This is a genomic window from Streptomyces hilarionis, from assembly GCF_024539675.1.
GTDB classification, from domain to species: Bacteria; Actinomycetota; Actinomycetes; order Streptomycetales; family Streptomycetaceae; genus Streptomyces; species Streptomyces hilarionis.
Window position 1 is genome coordinate 1 of record NZ_JAHHIT010000070.1, and the last position, 18,558, is coordinate 18,558.

General features: G+C 74.4%; 18 protein-coding genes. 12 read left to right on the forward strand and 6 right to left on the reverse strand.

Going from position 1 to position 18,558, the window contains the following annotated elements; translation table 11 throughout:
* Nucleotides 1–162: 162 nt before the first annotated feature.
* A complete protein-coding gene (locus KMS84_RS18290) occupies nucleotides 163–1,794 on the forward strand; it encodes a phospho-sugar mutase (protein WP_256917311.1) in 1,632 nt (543 codons plus the stop codon).
* A 188-nt stretch (nucleotides 1,795–1,982) separates the two neighbouring features.
* On the forward strand, nucleotides 1,983–2,786 hold the full coding sequence (locus KMS84_RS18295) for a DUF899 family protein (protein ID WP_256917312.1): 804 nt from the start codon (nucleotides 1,983–1,985) through the stop codon (nucleotides 2,784–2,786).
* Between the two features lie 36 nt (nucleotides 2,787–2,822).
* On the opposite strand, the gene KMS84_RS18300 is transcribed toward KMS84_RS18295, so the two are convergent.
* The gene (locus tag KMS84_RS18300) at nucleotides 2,823–4,640 is read right to left on the reverse strand and encodes a hypothetical protein (protein ID WP_256917313.1); all 1,818 of its coding nucleotides are present in this window, start codon (nucleotides 4,638–4,640) and stop codon (nucleotides 2,823–2,825) included.
* A gap of 306 nt (nucleotides 4,641–4,946) precedes the next feature.
* Nucleotides 4,947–5,642 (reverse strand): PH domain-containing protein, encoded by a 696-nt coding sequence (locus KMS84_RS18305; protein WP_256917314.1) that lies wholly within the window; start codon nucleotides 5,640–5,642, stop codon nucleotides 4,947–4,949.
* A gap of 123 nt (nucleotides 5,643–5,765) precedes the next feature.
* Here KMS84_RS18305 and deoC point away from each other — a divergent pair, with 123 nt between their 5' ends.
* Genes deoC through KMS84_RS18320 form a run of 3 tightly spaced genes read left to right on the forward strand, consistent with a single transcriptional unit; the run spans nucleotide 5,766 to nucleotide 9,059 of the window.
* Nucleotides 5,766–6,725: a deoxyribose-phosphate aldolase gene (gene deoC, locus KMS84_RS18310; protein WP_256917354.1), complete on the forward strand. Its 960-nt coding sequence runs from the start codon at nucleotides 5,766–5,768 to the stop codon at nucleotides 6,723–6,725.
* Nucleotides 6,726–6,730: 5 nt separating this feature from the next.
* A complete protein-coding gene (locus KMS84_RS18315; protein ID WP_256917315.1) occupies nucleotides 6,731–8,179 on the forward strand; it encodes an aldehyde dehydrogenase family protein in 1,449 nt (482 codons plus the stop codon).
* Nucleotides 8,172–9,059 carry an aldehyde dehydrogenase family protein gene (locus tag KMS84_RS18320; RefSeq protein ID WP_256917316.1) on the forward strand — a complete coding sequence of 296 codons (888 nt, stop codon included), beginning with the start codon at nucleotides 8,172–8,174 and terminating at the stop codon, nucleotides 9,057–9,059. Before KMS84_RS18315 ends, KMS84_RS18320 begins: the two co-directional genes overlap by 8 nt.
* A 114-nt stretch (nucleotides 9,060–9,173) precedes the next feature.
* Here the strand turns inward: KMS84_RS18320 and KMS84_RS18325 are convergent, their stop codons facing one another.
* Nucleotides 9,174–9,581 (reverse strand): hypothetical protein, encoded by a 408-nt coding sequence (locus tag KMS84_RS18325; RefSeq protein WP_256917317.1) that lies wholly within the window; start codon nucleotides 9,579–9,581, stop codon nucleotides 9,174–9,176.
* Nucleotides 9,582–9,640: 59 nt separating this feature from the next.
* Here KMS84_RS18325 and KMS84_RS18330 point away from each other — a divergent pair, with 59 nt between their 5' ends.
* Entirely contained in the window at nucleotides 9,641–10,348 is a 708-nt protein-coding gene (locus tag KMS84_RS18330) for a uridine kinase (protein WP_256917318.1), read from the forward strand.
* 282 nt (nucleotides 10,349–10,630) lie between these two features.
* Here the strand turns inward: KMS84_RS18330 and KMS84_RS18335 are convergent, their stop codons facing one another.
* Nucleotides 10,631–11,374: a SigE family RNA polymerase sigma factor gene (locus KMS84_RS18335; RefSeq protein ID WP_256917319.1), complete on the reverse strand. Its 744-nt coding sequence runs from the start codon at nucleotides 11,372–11,374 to the stop codon at nucleotides 10,631–10,633.
* A gap of 550 nt (nucleotides 11,375–11,924) precedes the next feature.
* Between KMS84_RS18335 and afsQ1 the strand changes: the two genes are divergently transcribed.
* From afsQ1 to KMS84_RS18360, 5 genes are all read left to right on the forward strand, one after another.
* A complete protein-coding gene (gene afsQ1, locus KMS84_RS18340) occupies nucleotides 11,925–12,602 on the forward strand; it encodes a two-component system response regulator AfsQ1 (RefSeq protein WP_057584528.1) in 678 nt (225 codons plus the stop codon).
* Nucleotides 12,599–14,203: a sensor histidine kinase gene (locus tag KMS84_RS18345; protein ID WP_256917320.1), complete on the forward strand. Its 1,605-nt coding sequence runs from the start codon at nucleotides 12,599–12,601 to the stop codon at nucleotides 14,201–14,203. The genes afsQ1 and KMS84_RS18345 overlap by 4 nt, the downstream gene beginning before the upstream one ends.
* A complete protein-coding gene (locus KMS84_RS18350; protein ID WP_256917321.1) occupies nucleotides 14,200–14,835 on the forward strand; it encodes a hypothetical protein in 636 nt (211 codons plus the stop codon). Before KMS84_RS18345 ends, KMS84_RS18350 begins: the two co-directional genes overlap by 4 nt.
* A gap of 241 nt (nucleotides 14,836–15,076) precedes the next feature.
* Nucleotides 15,077–15,628 carry a VanZ family protein gene (locus KMS84_RS18355; RefSeq protein WP_256917322.1) on the forward strand — a complete coding sequence of 184 codons (552 nt, stop codon included), beginning with the start codon at nucleotides 15,077–15,079 and terminating at the stop codon, nucleotides 15,626–15,628.
* A 94-nt stretch (nucleotides 15,629–15,722) separates the two neighbouring features.
* Nucleotides 15,723–15,926, forward strand: a complete 204-nt coding sequence (locus tag KMS84_RS18360) for a PspC domain-containing protein (RefSeq protein ID WP_256917323.1) — start codon at nucleotides 15,723–15,725, stop codon at nucleotides 15,924–15,926.
* A gap of 85 nt (nucleotides 15,927–16,011) precedes the next feature.
* On the opposite strand, the gene KMS84_RS18365 is transcribed toward KMS84_RS18360, so the two are convergent.
* Complete coding sequence (locus tag KMS84_RS18365; protein ID WP_256917324.1) at nucleotides 16,012–16,365, reverse strand: ATP-binding protein; 354 nt, start codon at nucleotides 16,363–16,365, stop codon at nucleotides 16,012–16,014.
* 139 nt (nucleotides 16,366–16,504) lie between these two features.
* Nucleotides 16,505–17,668, reverse strand: coding sequence for an adenosine deaminase (locus tag KMS84_RS18370; RefSeq protein WP_256917325.1), 1,164 nt, complete (start codon nucleotides 17,666–17,668; stop codon nucleotides 16,505–16,507).
* Nucleotides 17,669–17,781: 113 nt separating this feature from the next.
* Between KMS84_RS18370 and KMS84_RS18375 the strand changes: the two genes are divergently transcribed.
* Nucleotides 17,782–18,543: a prolyl oligopeptidase family serine peptidase gene (locus KMS84_RS18375; protein ID WP_256917326.1), complete on the forward strand. Its 762-nt coding sequence runs from the start codon at nucleotides 17,782–17,784 to the stop codon at nucleotides 18,541–18,543.
* The last annotated feature ends 15 nt before the right edge of the window (nucleotides 18,544–18,558 follow it).

An 18,558-nucleotide genomic window follows, 5' to 3' on the forward strand; every position in this document is an offset into this window, starting at 1 on the left:
CCCCCGTACGACCGCCCCACCCCGCACCACCGTCCCGGCCCCGAACGGGCCCGGCCCTCACACTCCCCCAGACCCCACAGGGGCGCCCTCCCGCAGGCCGGTCGCCCCCGGCCCGAGCCGGAAGACGACCGGCGTCCCCCACGCAACCGGAGGCTGACTCCCGTGCACGACGATCTCCTCTCCCGCGCCCGGTCCTGGCTCGCCGAGGACCCGGACCCGCAGACCCGCGCCGAACTGGCCCGGCTCATCGAGGCCGGCGACGTCGCCGAGCTGGCCGACCGCTTCGGCGGCACCCTCCAGTTCGGCACCGCCGGTCTGCGCGGCGAGCTGGGGGCCGGCCCCATGCGGATGAACCGCTCGGTCGTCATCCGCGCCGCCGCCGGGCTCGCCGCGTACCTCAAGGGCAAGGGCCGGCAGGGCGGCCTCGTCGTCATCGGCTACGACGCCCGCCACAAGTCCGCCGACTTCGCCCGCGACACGGCCGCGGTCATGACGGGCGCCGGGCTGCGCGCGGCCGTCCTGCCCCGGCCGCTGCCCACCCCCGTCCTGGCGTACGCCATAAGGCACCTGGGCGCGGTCGCCGGAGTCGAGGTCACGGCCAGCCACAACCCGCCCCGCGACAACGGCTACAAGGTGTACCTGGGCGACGGCTCGCAGATCGTGCCGCCCGCGGACGCCGAGATCGCCGCGGAGATCGACGCCGTCCGCGGCCTGGACGAGGTCCCCCGCCCGGAGGGCGGCTGGGAGATCCTCGACGACGCCGTCCTCGACGCCTACCTGGCCCGCACCGACGCCGTCCTCGCCCCGGACTCCCCCCGCACGGCCCGCACGGTCTACACCGCGATGCACGGCGTCGGCAAGGACGTCCTGCTCGCCGCGTTCGCCCGGGCGGGCTTCCCGGCGCCGGTCCTCGTGGCCGAGCAGGCCGAGCCCGACCCGGAGTTCCCCACCGTGGCCTTCCCCAACCCGGAGGAGCCCGGCGCGATGGACCTGGCCTTCGCCGCGGCCCGCGCGAACGCCCCCGACCTGATCATCGCCAACGACCCGGACGCCGACCGCTGCGCCGTGGCCGTCCCGCACGCGGGCGACTGGCGCATGCTGCGCGGCGACGAGGTCGGCGCGCTGCTCGCCGCCCACCTCGTCCGGCGCGGCGCGCAGGGCACGTTCGCCGAGTCGATCGTCTCCTCGTCCCTGCTCGGCCGGATCGCCGAGAAGGCGGGTCTGCCCTACGAGGAGACCCTCACCGGCTTCAAGTGGATCGCCCGCGTCGACGGCCTGCGCTACGGCTACGAGGAGGCCCTCGGCTACTGCGTGGACCCCGAGGGCGTGCGCGACAAGGACGGCATCACCGCCGCCCTGCTGGTCACCGAACTCGCCTCGGAGCTCAAGGAGCAGGGCCGCACCCTTCTGGACCTCCTCGACGACCTCGCCGTGGAGCACGGTCTGCACGCCACCGACCAGCTGTCCGTGCGGGTGGAGGACCTCTCGGTCATCGCCCGCGCGATGGAGCGGCTGCGCGCGCGGCCCCCGGCCTCGCTGGCGGGCCTGGCCGTCACCCGGGCGGAGGACCTCACCCAGGGCACGGACACGCTGCCGCCCACCGACGGCCTGCGCTACACGCTCGACGGCGCGCGGGTCATCGTCCGGCCCAGCGGCACGGAGCCGAAGCTGAAGTGCTACCTGGAGGTCGTGATCCCGGTCGCCGGCCACGACGGCCTGCCGTCGGCCCGCGCGCAGGCGGACGCCGTCCTCGCCACGATCAAGCGGGACCTGTCGGCGGCGGCCGGCATCTGACCCCGCGCTCCTCGGCGGACCCCGCCGGGGAGCGCACGCCGGGGCGGGCCCGCAGCAGGCCCGGCGGCCGGGCGCGCTCCGGGCCCGCCGCGATGAGTTCCACCCGCTTCTCCGGTCTGCACCCGTGACCGTGGGGACGTCGTCCGACGCCCCCACGGCGCCCGGCACCAGACACCACGGAGGACGCCATGACGACCACCCCGGACCGGCCGACCGCCGCGACGGACCGTCCCACCGCCGCCTCGCCCGGCCTCCCGCCCGTCGTCGACGCGGCCGCGTGGCAGGCCGCCCGCGACGAGCTCCTGCTGCGCGAGAAGGCCCACACCCGGGAGGGCGACGCCATCGCCGCCGCCCGCCGCCGGCTGCCGATGCTGGAGTGCGACGGCACGGTCGAGGTCGTCGGCCCGGACGGCCCGGTCCCCTTCCTGGACCTGTTCCAGGGCCGCGACGAGCTCGTGGTCTACAAGCACATGTGGTACGACGGCGCGCCGCACCAGGGGCAGTGCGAGGGCTGCACGATGGTGGCCTGGCACCTGAGGGACACGGTCTACCTCGACGCCCGCGGCGTGTCGTTCGCCGTGCTGACCACCGGCCCGTGGGAGGAGGTGGCCCCGTTCGTCGCGTTCATGGGCTACACCCGGCCGTGGTACTCGGTGCGCGACCTGGCCGAGCCGGTCGGCGGCGCCATGGGCCACCTCGCCTGCTTCCTGCGCGACGGCGACCGCGTCTTCCTCACGTACTCCACGACGGGCCGCGGCAACGAGGCGTTCAGCGGGTCGTTCGCCCTGCTGGACATGACGCCGTACGGGCGCCGTGAGGCATGGCAGGACGGTCCCGAGGGCCGGCCCGAGGGGGACCACCCCTGCTGGTACTGGCGCTCGGACGCGGACGGCGACGCCACCTGGGGTCCGACCAGCCGCCCCGTCCCGCAGTGGACCCGCCCCGACGCGACCCCCGTGGAGACCCTCGGCCGGCGCGGCCCCTGCCACTGACCCGACCGGGACCGGCCCGCAAATCCTGCGCCGCCGTCAGCGCAGGAAGACGACCGCGCCCGCCGCCAGCGCTCCGAGGACGACCGCCTGCGGCCACAGCGCCCGCCCGCGCAGCCGCTCGTCGGCCTGGCCCGCCGGCCGCGTCGCCGGGTCCCGCCAGAGCACGGTGATCTCGGCGGCCGTCCGCTCGTACGGGTGCGGCACGCCGAGCCTGCGCTCCAGCCACGGCCAGCGGAAGGAGACCACCCGCCAGTCGTCGAACGACGCGCGCGTGGCGCGTATCCGCAGCCGGCCGCCCTCGTACTCGACGGCCCGGACGTCCTCCCAGGCCAGGCGGCGGACGCCCCACAGCCCGTTGAACCACAGGCCGTCGCGGTCGGCCGTGATCCGCCACAGGAGCCGACGGGGCGCTATCAGGGCGGCGATCAGGGGCGCCGCGAGGCCGTACAGGGAACCCCGCCACGAGGGGTCCGTGCACAGGAGCGCGAGGAACAGCGCGGCCGGCGCGACCAGGAGCCAGTCGGCCCATCCGGCGCGCCACCGGGGTATCCGCTCGCATCCCCGCGGGCCGGCCTCCTCGGCCCGGGCGGCCGCGGCGGCGACGGCCGCCTCGCGCCGCTCCCCGCGACGGCCCTCGCGGACGGCCCGGTCCCGCTCGGCCCTGCCCCGCCGCCGCAGGGCGGCCCCGGTCACCGGCCGCACGGGTCCCAGGGACGTCTCCACCACGGGCGCGGCGCCGTCCTTCGCGGCGGCCGCGAGCAACACGACCTCGGCGCCGTCGTAGGGCGTCCCGTACAGCACGGCCTCCCGCAACGGCCCGGCCCGACCGGAGTCGGCCCGTTCGACCAGCTCGCGCAGCGCGCTCGCCTCGTCCGCCTCCCGGTGCTCCGCCCGACCGGCGTCACCCGCCTCCTGCGCGGACTCCGGCTCCGCCGTACGCGGGCCGTTCGCCCGGCCCGCGGCCTCCGCGAGGTCCCTGGCCGCCTGCTCCGTGTCCCCCGTCTCCCCCGTCTCCCCCGCCTTCTCGGCGCGGTCGTCCGGCGTGCCGGCGCCGTCGGCGGTGGACACCGTGAACAGGGGGCGCCGGGCGGCGAGGTCGTCGGCGGCGTAGACCTCCGTCTCCAGGTCGCCGTTCACCCGCGCCAGCACCCGCAGCACCGGGACCGGCCCACAGCGCGGCCCGACGGCACGGCGGCGGGCCAGGGCCGCGGAGAGCAGCACCGTGAGTCCGAGGCCGGCGAGGCACCAGCCCGCGGCCGGGACCGCGTTCGGGCCGCCGGGGCCGTCCCGCAGGGCCGCGACGGCCCGCAGGACGCCACCGGCGGCGAGCAGGACGAGCCCGCCCCCCAGCAGGAACGTCCCGCGCGGCGCGCGCCCGCCCATGCCGTCCGGCGCCACGGCCGTCGTGCCCCCGGCAGCGGCGAGGGCCGCCGCCCGCTGCCGTCGGCGCGCCGCCAGCCGCAGGCCGACGGCGGCCCAGAGGCCGGTCTGCCAGGCCGCGAGCCCGACGCGCACCGGCAGCGGAAGCCCGTCCCCGGTCGTCAGCACGAGGACGACGCCGACGGGAGCCCCGACGGCGGCCGCCTCGGGCCGGAGCACCGGCCACACCAGGCTCAGGGCGACCAGGGCGGCGCCCCACGCGGGCAGCCCGCCGTACCCGCCCAGCAGTCCCGCGCCCGCCACCGCCGCCGGCGGCAGCGCCGCGAAGGCCCACTCGGGCGCCCGCACGGGCACCCCGCGCGCGGGCAGCGCCCGTGTCCAGCGCAGCGCCGACCCGCCGTCCCACGCCGCGATCCCGTCGGGCGCCACCGCGCCGGACGGCAACCGCGACACTCCACCGGAGCGCGCACCCATCGTCTTCCGTCTCCCCCTGCCGTCCCGAAGCCCGTCCCGTCGAGGGCCGCACGCGACCGACCCGCGCCGTCGGGCGGCCCGGCGGCCCACCGGCCCCCGTCGCCGCCTCCGAAAAGCCGTGCACGACCGCCGAACGGCTCCCCCGCCGACACGGCCGCCCCGCACCCGACCGCCGCACCCGACCGCCGCACGCGACCGATCCGCCCGCGGCCACCGCACCCGCCCGTCCCGGGCGCCCGCACCGCACGACCGGGCCGGCCGCCCGGACTGCCGCGCCGGACGCCCTCGCCCGGCGACCGCCGTGGCTCAGCCCGCGGCCAGCAGGATCGCCAGGACGACGGCCCCCGCGGCGGCCGGGCCGAGGATCTCCCAGGCCCAGCGGACGCTCACCTCGCCCTGTGCGTTCTCGTCCTTCTCGTGCGCCTCCCACAGCTCGCGCAGGTCCTCCATGGCCCGGTCGCCGCCGGCGCGCGCGGAGGCGTCCCCCGAGGCCGCGCCCCCGCGTCCGAGACCGCCGCCGAGCGCGCCGCGGCCGCCCCGGCCCTCCTGCCCGGCGGCCGCACGCGTCTGCCGGCGGTTCGCCCGCTTGCGGGCCCGCAGCGAGACGGGGATGGACCACAGCTGGTACTTGGTCCCGGCGACGGTGAGGACCTCGTTGGAGTAACCGGAGCGCAGCGTGGCGACCTGTCCCCAGGGCAGCGTGATCACCCGGAAGGGGTTGCGCACCCGCACCTGCTCGTGACCGGCGAACACGGCGGGCCGCAGGGTCAGGGAGACGATCAGCGGGACGAGGAGGATCATCGCGGCGAGCGCCAGCCACGGGGTGCGCCCCTCGCCCGCGACGATCGCGTCGATGCCGAGCCAGCCGACGAGGGCGAGCATCACGACGCCGCCGGCGATGCCCGCGGACGACCGGTACACGCGGTCCCTGATCACGGGACCCGAGGGTTCCGAGGGCCCCGAGGGCCGCGGCGCTGGTGACTGGTCTTCCGGGCTCGTCATGGGCCCGATTCTGCCCGACGCCCGGCGCCCGGTCCCACGCGGAGCCCCGGCACGCCCCGAGCACCGCGACGACTTCCGGGGGTGTACACCCGCTACGCGCGTAGATATGCTCGTCTGGTGACCATGCCCACCAATGCACCCAGCGCGGCCCGCGCCCTCTCGGACGTCACCTCGTCCGACAGCACGCTGCGCCGCTTCCTCCACGGGCTGCCCGGCGTCGACGCGGTCGGCCTGGAGGCGCGCGCCGCCGCGCTCGGCACCCGTTCCATCAAGACGACCGCGAAGGCGTACGCCATCGACCTCGCCATCTCGATGGTCGACCTGACGACGCTGGAAGGCGCGGACACCCCGGGCAAGGTCCGGGCGCTCGGCGCGAAGGCGGTACGCCCCGACCCGACCGACCGCACGGCCCCCGGCACGGCCGCGGTCTGCGTCTACCCCGACATGGTGGCCGTGGCCAAGGAGGCCGTCGCCGGTTCCGGCGTGAAGGTCGCCTCGGTCGCCACGGCGTTCCCGGCCGGCCGCGCCGCCCTCGACGTGAAGCTGGCCGACGTGCGCGACGCGGTCGCCGCGGGCGCCGACGAGATCGACATGGTCATCGACCGCGGGGCGTTCCTCGCGGGCCGGTACATGAAGGTGTACGACGAGATCGTCGCCGTGAAGGAGGCCTCGGGGGCCGCACGCCTCAAGGTCATCTTCGAGACGGGCGAGCTGTCGACGTACGACAACATCCGGCGGGCGAGCTGGCTCGGCATGCTGGCCGGGGCGGACTTCATCAAGACGTCCACCGGCAAGGTCGCCGTCAACGCCACCCCCGCCAACACCCTGCTCATGCTGGAGGCCGTGCGCGACTTCCGCGCGCAGACCGGCGTCCAGGTCGGCGTGAAGCCGGCCGGCGGCATCCGCACCAGCAAGGACGCGATCAAGTTCCTGGTGCTGGTCAACGAGACCGCGGGCGGGGACTGGCTCGACAACCACTGGTTCCGCTTCGGCGCCTCCTCGCTCCTGAACGATCTGCTGATGCAGCGTCAGAAGCTGGCCACCGGCCGCTACTCCGGCCCCGACTACGTGACGGTGGACTGATCACCATGGCATCCGTATTCACCTCCGCGTTCGAGTACGCCCCCGCGCCCGAGTCCCGCTCGGTCGTGGACATCGCCCCCTCGTACGGCCTGTTCATCGACGGCGAGTTCACCGAGGCGGCCGACGGCCAGGTCTTCAAGACCGTCTCGCCGTCCACCGAGGAGGTCCTCTCCGAGATCGCCCGGGCGGGCGAGGCGGACGTCGACCGTGCCGTACGGGCCGCCCGCAAGGCCTTCGAGAAGTGGTCCGCGCTGCCGGGCGCCGAGCGTGCGAAGTACCTCTTCCGCATCGCCCGCATCATCCAGGAGCGCTCCCGCGAGCTGGCCGTCCTGGAGACCCTGGACAACGGCAAGCCGATCAGGGAGACGCGCGACGCCGACCTGCCCCTGGTCGCCGCGCACTTCTTCTACTACGCGGGCTGGGCCGACAAGCTCGGCCACGCCGGCTTCGGCGCGGACCCGCGCCCGCTGGGCGTGGCCGGCCAGGTCATCCCGTGGAACTTCCCGCTGCTGATGCTGGCGTGGAAGATCGCCCCGGCGCTCGCCACGGGCAACACGGTGGTCCTGAAGCCCGCCGAGACGACCCCGCTGTCCGCCCTGTTCTTCGCGGACGTCTGCCGTCAGGCGGGCCTGCCGAAGGGCGTCGTCAACATCCTCCCCGGCTACGGCGACGCCGGCGCGGCGCTCGTCGGCCACCCCGACGTGAACAAGGTGGCCTTCACCGGCTCCACGGCCGTCGGCAAGGAGATCGCGCGCACGGTCGCGGGCAGCCGCAAGAAGCTCACCCTCGAACTGGGCGGCAAGGGCGCGAACATCGTCTTCGACGACGCCCCGATCGACCAGGCCGTCGAGGGCATCGTGAGCGGCATCTTCTTCAACCAGGGACAGGTCTGCTGCGCGGGCAGCCGTCTGCTGGTCCAGGAGTCGATCCAGGAGGAGCTGCTGGAGTCGCTCAAGCGCCGTCTGTCGACGCTGCGCCTCGGCGACCCGCTCGACAAGAACACCGACATCGGCGCGATCAACTCCGCCGAGCAGCTGGCGCGCATCACCACGCTTGTCGAGCAGGGCGAGGCGGAGGGCGCCGAGCGCTGGTCCCCGGCCTGCGAACTGCCCACCTCGGGCTACTGGTTCGCGCCCACGCTGTTCACGAACGTCACCCAGGCCCACACCGTCGCCCGCGACGAGATCTTCGGCCCGGTCCTGTCGGTGCTGACCTTCCGCACGCCGGACGAGGCCGTCGCCAAGGCCAACAACACGCCGTACGGCCTCTCGGCGGGCATCTGGACGGAGAAGGGCTCCCGGATCCTCGCCGTCGCGAACAAGCTCCGGGCCGGCGTCGTCTGGTCCAACACGTTCAACAAGTTCGACCCCACCTCGCCGTTCGGCGGCTACAAGGAGTCGGGATTCGGCCGCGAGGGCGGCCGCCACGGCCTGGAGGCGTACCTCGATGTCTGACCGACTGTCCGTGCTGAAGACCTACAAGCTGTACGTCGGCGGGAAGTTCCCGCGTTCCGAGAGCGGCCGGGTGTACGAGGTGACGGACTCCAAGGGCAAGTGGCTGGCCAACGCGCCGCAGTCCTCCCGCAAGGACGCCCGTGACGCGGTCGTCGCCGCGCGCAAGGCGTTCGGCGGCTGGGCCGGGGCGACGGCGTACAACCGGGGCCAGGTCCTCTACCGCGTCGCCGAGATGCTGGAGGGCCGCCGGGGCCAGTTCGTCCACGAGGTGGCCGACGCCGAGGGCGTGTCGAAGTCCAGGGCGGCCGAGCAGGTCGGGGCGACGATCGACCGCTGGGTCTGGTACGCGGGCTGGACCGACAAGATCGCCCAGGTCGTGGGCGGCGGAAACCCGGTCGCGGGCCCCTACTTCAACCTCTCCTCGCCCGAGCCGACGGGCGTGGTCGCGGTCCTCGCGCCGCAGGAGTCGTCGTTCCTGGGGCTGGTGTCGGTGCTGGCCCCGGTGATCGCCACGGGCAACACGGCGATCGTGATCGCGAGCGAGCGCGCCCCGCTCCCCGCGCTCTCCCTCGGCGAGGTGCTGGCCACCTCGGACGTCCCCGGCGGCGTCGTCAACGTCCTGTCGGGCCGGACGGCGGAGATCGCCGCGCCGCTGGCCTCGCACCAGGACGTCAACGCGATCGACCTCGCGGGCGCCGACGAGGCGCTGGCGAAGGAGCTGGAGATCGCGGCGGCGGACAACCTCAAGCGCGTCCTTCGTCCACAGCCTGTGGACGACTGGTCGGCGGTTCCGGGCACCGACCGCCTGACGGCCTTCCTGGAGACGAAGACGGTCTGGCACCCGACGGGCTCGCTGGGCGCGTCCGGCTCGTCCTACTAGGGGCGCTCGCCCCGGGCCCGGCAGGAGCCCCGGGCGCCCCCGCGCACGCGGAAGCCGCGCCGCCCCTCCGTCCGGGGGCGGCGCGGCTTCCGTGCGCCGTGCCGTGCGGCGAGGTCAGCCGCCGAGCACCTTCGCGACGTCCCCCACCACCGGGATCGAACCGATCGACTGCGCCTGCGCCACCGGGCCGGTGAGCATCTGCGAGGTCAGCGGCTTGAAGTCGGCGAGCTGGGTGCCGACGCCGTTGTCGAGGGGGTCGACGCCGGTGCCCGCCAGCGGGTTGGGCTTGAGACCGGAGACCGCGCCGGTGACGTAGGTCAGGGAGCCCAGCGCGCCCTGCAAACCCGCCTGCGGGTCGATCCGGCCGACCGAGGTGGGGCTCGTGCGCACCAGATCGACGGCGGGCTCGCCGGTGGCCGCCGCGGCGCTCCCGGCGCCCGCGCCCAGCGCCACTCCGGCGGTCGCGAGGGCGGCGAGGGCGCGCCGGCCGGTGGAGGTCTGGGGGGATGCGTGTCGGGCCATCGTCAATGCCGCCTTCTGCTGCGCAAGGTGATCCGGTCGACACGAAGGGTAGTTGAGGTGTGACGCGCGCATCAAAGCCGACCCGCGGGGTCGTTGACGGCCCGGGGTATGCCTCACACTGGTGTCCCGTGACCTCCCCTCCGCCCATACCCACGCGAGTCGTGCTGCTCTGCGGCCCTTCCGGCTCCGGCAAGTCCCTGCTCGCCGCCCGCTGCGGCCTCCCGGTTCTGCGGCTCGACGACTTCTACAAGGAGGGCGACGACCCGACGCTGCCGCTCGTCGCGGGGAGTTCCGACATCGACTGGGACCACCCCGGCTCGTGGGACGCGGACGCGGCCGTCGCCGCGATCGTGGAGCTGTGCGCCACCGGCCGCACGAACGTTCCCGTGTACGACATCGCGCTCAGCGCCCGCACGGGCGAGGAGGAGATCGCGATCGGGCGGCCGCCGCTGTTCCTCGCGGAGGGCATCTTCGCCGCCGAGATCGTGAACCGCTGCCGGGAGCTGGGCGTCCTGGCCGACGCCCTGTGCCTGAGCCGCGGTCCGGTGAAGACGTTCCGGCGCCGCTTCCTGCGCGATCTGAAGGAGGGCCGCAAGTCGGTGCCCTTCCTGCTGCGCCGCGGCTGGCGCCTGATGCGCGCCGAACGCTCCATCGTGGCCCGCCAGACCGCGCTGGGCGCGCACGCGTGCGACCGCGACGAGGCGATGGCCCGGCTGGCCGCCGCGGCGTCGGCCGACAGCAGCCCGACGGCGCACACGACCGTCTAGGACGACAGGCGGGCGGGCGGCGGGCGACGCGGACCGGCCGGCCGTGCCGGCGGGCGGACGCGAAGAAGCGGGACTGGACGGACCCCCCGGCCCTCCAGTCCCGCTCCCTCTCTTTCCCCCGTGCTTCCCCTTTTCCCCTGTTTCCCCGTTCCCCCCCGGGGTGGTGCTTGCGCGGTACCGCTCCCCCTGACGTCCCCCGTCGGGTCCCCCCGGTACCGCTCCCCCGTGTTTCCCCCGTTCACCGGCTCCGTCGAGCGGAGCCGGGCCTTCCCCCGTTCACCCTCAGGCCACAAGCTCCCCGAAGGCGTCCTCCTCGTCACGGCCGAAGCTGAGGACCTCGTCCTCGCGCAGCCGGCGCAGCGAGCGCCAGATGCTGGACTTCACCGTGCCGACACTGATGTCGAGGATCTCCGCGATCTCCGGGTCGGTGCGGCCCTCGTAGTAGCGCAGGACCAGCATCGTCCGCTGGAGTTCGGGCAGCCGGGCCAGCGCCTGCCACAGGACCGCGCGCAGCTCCGTGCCGCGCATCGCGTCCGTGTCGCCGGGCGTCTCCGGCAGTTCCTCGGTCGGGTACTCGTTCAGCTTGCGGCGGCGCCACGCGCTGATGTGCAGGTTGGTCATGGTCCGGCGGAGGTATCCGCCGACCGCGGCCTTGTCGCTGATCCGCTCCCATGCCCGGTAGGTCGAGAACAGGGCGCTCTGCAACAGGTCCTCGGCCTCGAAGCGGTCGCCGGTGAGGTGGTAGGCGGTGGCGTACAGGGAGGCGCGGCGCTCCTGGACGTAGGCGGTGAACTCCGCCTCGGTCAGGGAGCGACGCTCCCCCGTGTCCTCCCCGTACGCGGCTCCCCCGTGAGCCGCCTGTTCCCCCGCGTCCACCACCGTCATGTAGGCGGTGTGCTGACGCCCGGCGCCACGACCGCACCCCCGAGCGGTCACCGCGCCGGACTTCTCGGAACCCCGGTTCACGTCGTGCAGACGCGTGACGACTGCGACTGCGTTGGTGCTCATACCGTGCAGCGTGTTCATCTCGCGCCCCCCGTCGTGGACTTACGGTGTTCGGTCTCCCACTCGGCCGGGCTCCGCTGTGCTGTTCGGCGTCGCCCTGCCTTGTGACGAAAAGATTGCCCGGGCCACTTCATCGCCGTGTCCGCCGACTGTCACAGACCTGTCACAGGGGCCCGTCACCGCGGACGCACGGATCGTCCACAGTCGTGCGCGGTACGGGGGCGCCGGGCCGGCGGCGGGTGTGTTCGACGGGGGCGGCGTCCTCGTGACCGGGTTCCCGGTCGGCCGGGACGGGGTGCGCGCCGTCCGGCGAGGGCGGCGGGGGTCGTCCGGTCGGGGCGGGCAGGCGGCCCCCGCGCGCTCCCGAGGGGTCGTCCGTGTGGCTCGAAACCGCAGGTCCAGGGGCTGCGGACCGGGCGGGCGCACGAATCGGGCGCCGGTGGCCGCGGGACGCCGACGGCCCGCCGCACGCCGTGCGCGCCCCCGCGGCCGCCCCGCTCCGGCGCCCGCCGCCGAACGGGCCCTGCCCCACAGGTCGAACGACAGCCCCCTCATGGGCCAGAATGAGCCCGTGCCTTCCCTGTTGCTGATCGAGGACGACGACGCCATCCGTACGGCCCTGGAGCTCTCACTGACGCGCCAGGGACACCGGGTGGCGACCGCTGCGAGCGGTGAGGACGGTCTGAAGCTGCTGCGCGAGCAACGGCCGGATCTGATCGTGCTGGACGTGATGCTGCCCGGCATCGACGGCTTCGAGGTGTGCCGTCGCATCCGGCGCACCGACCAGTTGCCGATCATCCTGCTCACCGCGCGCAGCGACGACATCGACGTGGTCGTCGGGCTGGAGTCCGGGGCCGACGACTACGTCGTCAAGCCCATCCAGGGCCGGGTGCTGGACGCCCGGATCCGGGCCGTGCTGCGCCGCGGCGAGCGCGAGTCGAGCGACGCGGCGACCTTCGGCAGCCTCGTCATCGACCGCGCCGCGATGACCGTGACGAAGAACGGCGAGGATCTTCAGCTCACGCCGACCGAGCTGCGGCTGCTGCTCGAACTGAGCCGGCGGCCCGGCCAGGCGCTGTCCCGGCAGCAGTTGCTGCGCCTGGTGTGGGAGCACGACTACCTGGGCGACTCGCGGCTGGTGGACGCCTGTGTCCAGCGGCTGCGGGCCAAGGTGGAGGACGTGCCGTCGTCGCCCGTCCTGATCCGTACCGTGCGCGGCGTCGGCTACCGCCTGGACGCCCCTCAGTGACCCAGGCGCAAGGGGGGCTCCGCGGCTGGTCCGCGGCGCGCAGGAAGAAAGTGTCACGGCTGCGTCTGACCAGCCTGCGCCTGCGGCTGGTCGTGGTCTTCGGCGCGGTGGCGCTGACCGCCGCGGTGTCCGCGTCCGGCATCGCGTACTGGCTCAACCGCGAGGCGGTGCTGACCCGCACCCAGGGTTCGGTGCTGCGCGACTTCGAGCAGGAGATGCAGAACCGGGCCGGTGCGCTGCCGGAGAACCCGTCACAGGACGAGCTCCAGCACACCGCCGGGCAGATGGCCAACAGCAGCCAGCGCTTCAGCGTGCTGCTGGTGGCCGCGGACGGCGGCGGCCACACCGTCTACGGCAGTTCGGGCGGCCTGAACGGGTTCTCGCTGGACGACGTGCCCGGATCGCTGCGCACCGCGGTGAACCGGCAGCAGGACGTCACGGGCGGCAACACGTCGCCGTACCACCTGTACTGGCAGCGGGTGGTGGACCACGGGACGCCGTACCTGGTGGCCGGCACGAGGGTGATCGGGGGCGGGCCGACCGGGTACATGCGCAAGTCGCTGGAGCCGGAGGCCAAGGACCTCAACTCGCTGGCGTGGTCGCTGGGGATCGCCACCGCCCTGGCGCTGGTCGGGGCCGCGCTGCTCGCGCAGGCCGCCGCCACGACCGTCCTGAAGCCGGTGCACCGGCTGGGCGTGGCGGCGCGCCGGCTCGGCGAGGGGCGGCTGGACACTCGGCTGCGCGTCTCCGGGACGGACGAACTGGCCGACCTGTCGCGGACGTTCAACCGCACGGCCGAGGCGCTGGAGAAGCGGGTCGACGACATGGCCGCCCGTGACGAGGCCTCGCGCCGGTTCGTCGCCGACATGTCGCACGAGCTGCGGACGCCGCTGACGGCCATCACCACCGTCGCGGAGGTGCTGGAGGAGGAGCTGGACGCCGAGTCAGGCAGCATCGACCCGATGATCGAGCCCGCGGTGCGGCTGGTGGTCAGCGAGACGCGGCGGCTGAACAACCTCGTCGAGAACCTGATGGAGGTCACCCGCTTCGACGCGGGAACGGCCCGGCTGGTCCTGGACGACGTCGACGTCGCCGACCAGATCACCGCCTGCATCGACGCGCGGGCCTGGCTGGACGCCGTCGACCTGGACGCGGAGCGCGGCATCCACGCCCTGCTCGATCCGCGCCGTCTGGACGTCATCCTGGCCAACCTCATCGGCAACGCGCTCAAGCACGGCGGGTCGCCGGTGCGGGTGTCGGTGTCGACGGCGGACGACTCGGTGGTGATCGCGGTGCGCGACCACGGGCCCGGCATCCCCGAGGACGTGCTGCCGCACGTCTTCGACCGGTTCTACAAGGCGAGCGCCTCGCGGCCGCGCTCCGAGGGCAGCGGGCTCGGCCTGTCCATCGCCCTGGAGAACGCGCACATCCACGGGGGCGAGATCACGGCCGCCAACTCCCCGCAGGGCGGCGCGGTGTTCACGCTGCGGCTGCCCCGGGGCGTCTCCGAGGAAACGGAACACGACGGCGAGGACGACGGGGTCGGCGACGCCGGCGAGCAGGGCGTGCGCCCCGTGCCGGACAAGGGGGACGCGACGTGACGACGAGCCGTGCGACCGTACGACGGCGGTGCGCCGGGCCGGTGCTGGCCGCCCTGGCGGCCACGGTGCTCGCCGGCTGCGGCATCCGGGCCACCGAGGTGCCGACCGACTTCGGGCCGGCGCCCTCCCGGGTGCGCTGCTCGCTCGCCGAGCCGGACGTCACGACGCAGGCCGCGCGCGCGGGCGTGCCGGTGCAGGTGTTCCTGCTGTGCGGTTCCTCGCTGGTGGCGGTGGACCGGTCCGTGCGGGTGCCGGACGGCGCGGCGGACTCCGCGCGGCGCGCGCTGGTAGCGCAGGGCCTGCTGGACGAGCTGGCCGAGTCGCCGTCGGCGGCCGAGAAGGAGGCCGGGTACACCACGGACGTGCGCGGCGGGATGACGGTGCACGGACCGGGCCCGAAGGACCCGGACGACACCCTGCGGCTGAGCACCCCGCCCGGGAACCTCACCTCGTACGCGCTCGCCCAACTGGTCTGCACCTTCTCGGACTCGGCGGCCGCGGAGGGGGACGGCTCGGTGGTCCTGGGCGGACCGGGGTCGACCCCGGTGCGCCGCTATGCCTGCACCGACGAGGTCCGTTCCCGCCCCGGGAGCGCCGGACCCCCGTCGGCGCCGGTCACGAACGACGGCTGAGCCGCCGGCCGCCGGTCCCCGGCAGGCAGGAGGCGGGTGTGACGGGCGGCAGGAGGCCGGACGGCGGGTGTGACGGGCGGCAGGGGGCCGGACGGCGCGTGTGGCGGACGCCTCACGCGAGGGCCCGCGGGCGTCGTCGTCGCAGGTCACCGTCCGTCCCGCGGCGGCGGGCGCGGGGGCGCGCGCCGACGGCGGGAAGCGGCCCGGAACCGATCGTGCCGGGGGGCGCGTCTTGGGGGGCGTGCAGCGTCAAGGCTCCATCGGCGGCAGCGCCGCGATCCGCATCCGCGCGACCGGGATTGTTCTCCTGGCCGCCCACCTCGTGTTCGTCGCCTGGGTCACGCTGCGCCCGCTGGACGTCCCCTGGGTGCTCCCGGCCAATCTGCATCCCTTCGACGGCATCCGCGCCGACCTGAGGCTGGGCTGGCCCGAGGCGGCCCGGCGGATCGGCACGGGGCTGGGGCTGCTGGCCCCGCTCGGCGTCCTGCTGCCGCTGGTGGGCGGACGGGTCCGGGTCTCGCCGTTCGCCTCCCTGGTCCGCACGGTCACGGCGGGCGCGCTGCTGTCGCTGGGGATCGAACTGTTGCAGACCGGGGTGCCCGGTCAGGTCGTGGACGTGGACTCGATGCTGCTGAACACCGTGGGCGTGGCGCTGGCGCATGTCGCGGTGGTGCCCGCGGTGCGCGCACGGCTGCGCCGCAGGGACGAGCACCGGCCGTCCGCCCCGGTCCGTCAGGAGGACGCGGCTCAGGGTCTGACCCCGAGGATTCCCAGGGTCGGCATCGCCCCATAGAGCGACGCTTCGTCCCCTTCGTCACCGTAGCGTTGACGTCAGATGGAGCAGCCGCAAGGGCCGTCTCCCCCAGACGCTCACGAAGGAGCCGCAGATGTCCCGCCTCGCCCGCCCCACCAACGGCCGCATGATCGGCGGAGTGTGCGCCGCGCTGGCCCGGCGCTTCGGCACCTCCGCGACCACGATGCGCGTGATCTTCGTGCTCTCCTGTCTGCTGCCGGGCCCGCAGTTCCTGCTCTACATAGCGCTGTGGGTGCTGTTCCCCTCGGAGGACAAGGCGGCCCGCGCCGCCTGGTGACGGCCGCTCGGCCATGACGCCGTCGGGGCGCACCCGGGACCACCGGGTGCGCCCCGACGGCGCGGTGCGTGGAGGGCGGAGCCGCTCAGCCCAGCGGGATGCCGTTGACCGGCAGACCGTGCGTGGGCAGGCCCTGCAGCGGCAGTCCGCCGAGCAGACCGGCGACGGGCGCGGTGGGGCCCCCGGCCAGCAGCTTCCCGGCGACCGGCTGGGCGGCGGTCAGGCCCGCGGCCAGCGCCGGCTGGGCCTGGGTCAGCGCCTGCCCGGCGCCGGGCAGCGCCTGGGCCACGTTCTCCGCCGGCAGCGTCCTGGTGACGCCGTCCAGGGCCTGGGTGGCGTCCGGGACCGCGGGGGCGGCGTTCGCGGCGCCCGCACCGACGGCGGCGAAGGCGGCGCCGAGAGCGGCGACGCCGAGGGTCTTGGCAGCAGACTGCTTCATGATGAATGCGTCCTCGAATGGGATACGGGGAACTGAGCGGTTCTCGACCGTAAACACGTGGAGGGGTCGGCGGCAAACATCGAAATGCGGACGGATGGTGGACACCCGCCCGCATTCCGCACCGGGTAAAACCCGGGGATCAGCCTTCCTCCGCCACGGAACCCCTGGTGGAGGCGGTCTGCTGGAACAGCCATTCGGACTTGAGCTCGGCGTATCCGGGCTTGATCACGTCATTGATCATGGCCAGTCGTTCATCGAAAGGAATGAATGCTGACTTCATAGCATTGACGGAGAACCATTGCAGGTCGTCGAGCGTGTAGCCGAATGCGTCGACCAGGTGCTCGAATTCCCGGCTCATGCTGGTGCCGGACATCAGCCGGTTGTCGGTGTTCACCGTCGCCCGGAAGTGCAGCCGGCGCAGCAGCCCGATGGGGTGCTCGGCGTAGGACGTGGCGGCCCCGGTCTGGAGGTTGGAGCTCGGGCACAGCTCCAGCGGGATGCGCTTGTCGCGGACGTAGGAGGCGAGCCGGCCGAGCCGCACGCCGCCGTCGGCGTCGACCTCGATGTCGTCGATGATGCGGACCCCGTGCCCGAGCCGGTCGGCGCCGCACCACTGGAGCGCCTGCCAGATGGACGGCAGCCCGAAGGCCTCGCCGGCGTGGATGGTGAAGTGGTTGTTCTCGCGCTTGAGGTACTCGAAGGCGTCGAGGTGCCGGGTGGGCGGGAAGCCGGCCTCGGCGCCGGCGATGTCGAAGCCCACCACGCCCTGGTCCCGGTAGCGGTTGGCGAGTTCGGCGATCTCCAGGGCGCGCGCGGCGTGCCGCATGGCGGTCAGCAGCGCGCCGACGCGGATGCGGTGGCCGTTGCGACGGGCCGTCAGCTCGCCTTCCCGGAAGCCCTGGTTGACGGCTTCGACGACCTCTTCGAGGGTGAGGCCGCCGTCGAGGTGCTGCTCGGGCGCGTAGCGCACCTCGGCGTAGACGACGCCGTCTTCGGCGAGGTCCTCGGCGCACTCGCGGGCGACCCGCACGAGCGCCGCGCGGGTCTGCATCACGCCGACGGTGTGCGAGAACGTCTCCAAGTACCGTTCCAGGGAGCCGGAGTCGGCGGCCTCCCGGAACCAGACGCCCAGCTTGTCGGCGTCGCTCTCGGGGAGTGGGGAGTACCCGCCGTCCCGGGCGAGGTCGACCACCGTGCCGGGGCGCAGCCCGCCGTCGAGGTGGTCGTGCAGCAGAACCTTGGGTGCCCGCCGGATCTGGTCCGAGCTGGGGGCGGTGCCCGACTGGATGCTCTGGCTCGTCATTGGCGCACTCTAACTCCTACGCGCGTAGACGGCGCGTTGTACAACCGCGCCGATATGTAACGGTGACCGCACGGACGGGTGGAGTACATCGGCGCTTCTGACACTGTTCTGTCATGGGACAGGAAGTGACGCCGGTTCGGCAGGTCCGGCTGGGGCGGGCGCTCGGCCCGGAGCCGACGGCGGTGAGCGCGGCGGTGCTGCTGCTCCCGGGCGGCGAGGAGGTCTCCAGCCGCAGGCCGTCCTCGCTGTGGGCCGCGGCCTCCGTCCGGGGCCTCGGACGCGGACTGGCGCGGGCCGGACGCGGGGAGGGCCTGGCCGTCCACGCCGTGCGCTACCGCTACCGCGGCTGGAACGGCAGCGAGGCGCACCCCGCCGCCGACGCCGCCTGGGCGGCCGACGAGGTGGTCCGGCGCTACGGGGACGTCCCGGTGTGTCTGGCCGGCGTCGGCATGGGCGCACGGGCGGCGTTGCGCGCGGGCGGCCACCAGGCCGTCGAGTCGGTGCTGGCGATCGCTCCGTGGCTGCCGGAGGAGGACATGGCCGCACCCGCCGAACCCGTCAAGCAACTGGCGGGCCGTCGGGTGCTGATCGTGCACGGCACCCACGACGGGCGCTGCGACCCGGAGCTGTCGTTCCGGCTCGCGGCGCGGGCGAAGAAGGCCAACCGGGACGTGTGCCGCTTCGAAGTCCACGCAGACGGGCACCGGTTGCACCAGTACCGCAGCGAAGTCCACGCGCTGGCCGAGGACTTCGTCATGGGCACCCTGTTCGGGCGGCCGTTGTCCCGTCCGGTCGTGGACGCGCTGGCGGCGCCGCCGCCGCTCGGCCTGCGGATGCCGCTCGCGGCCGGGTTCGGCAGGTCGCTGCGCCGGTGACGGGCGCGCCGCGCC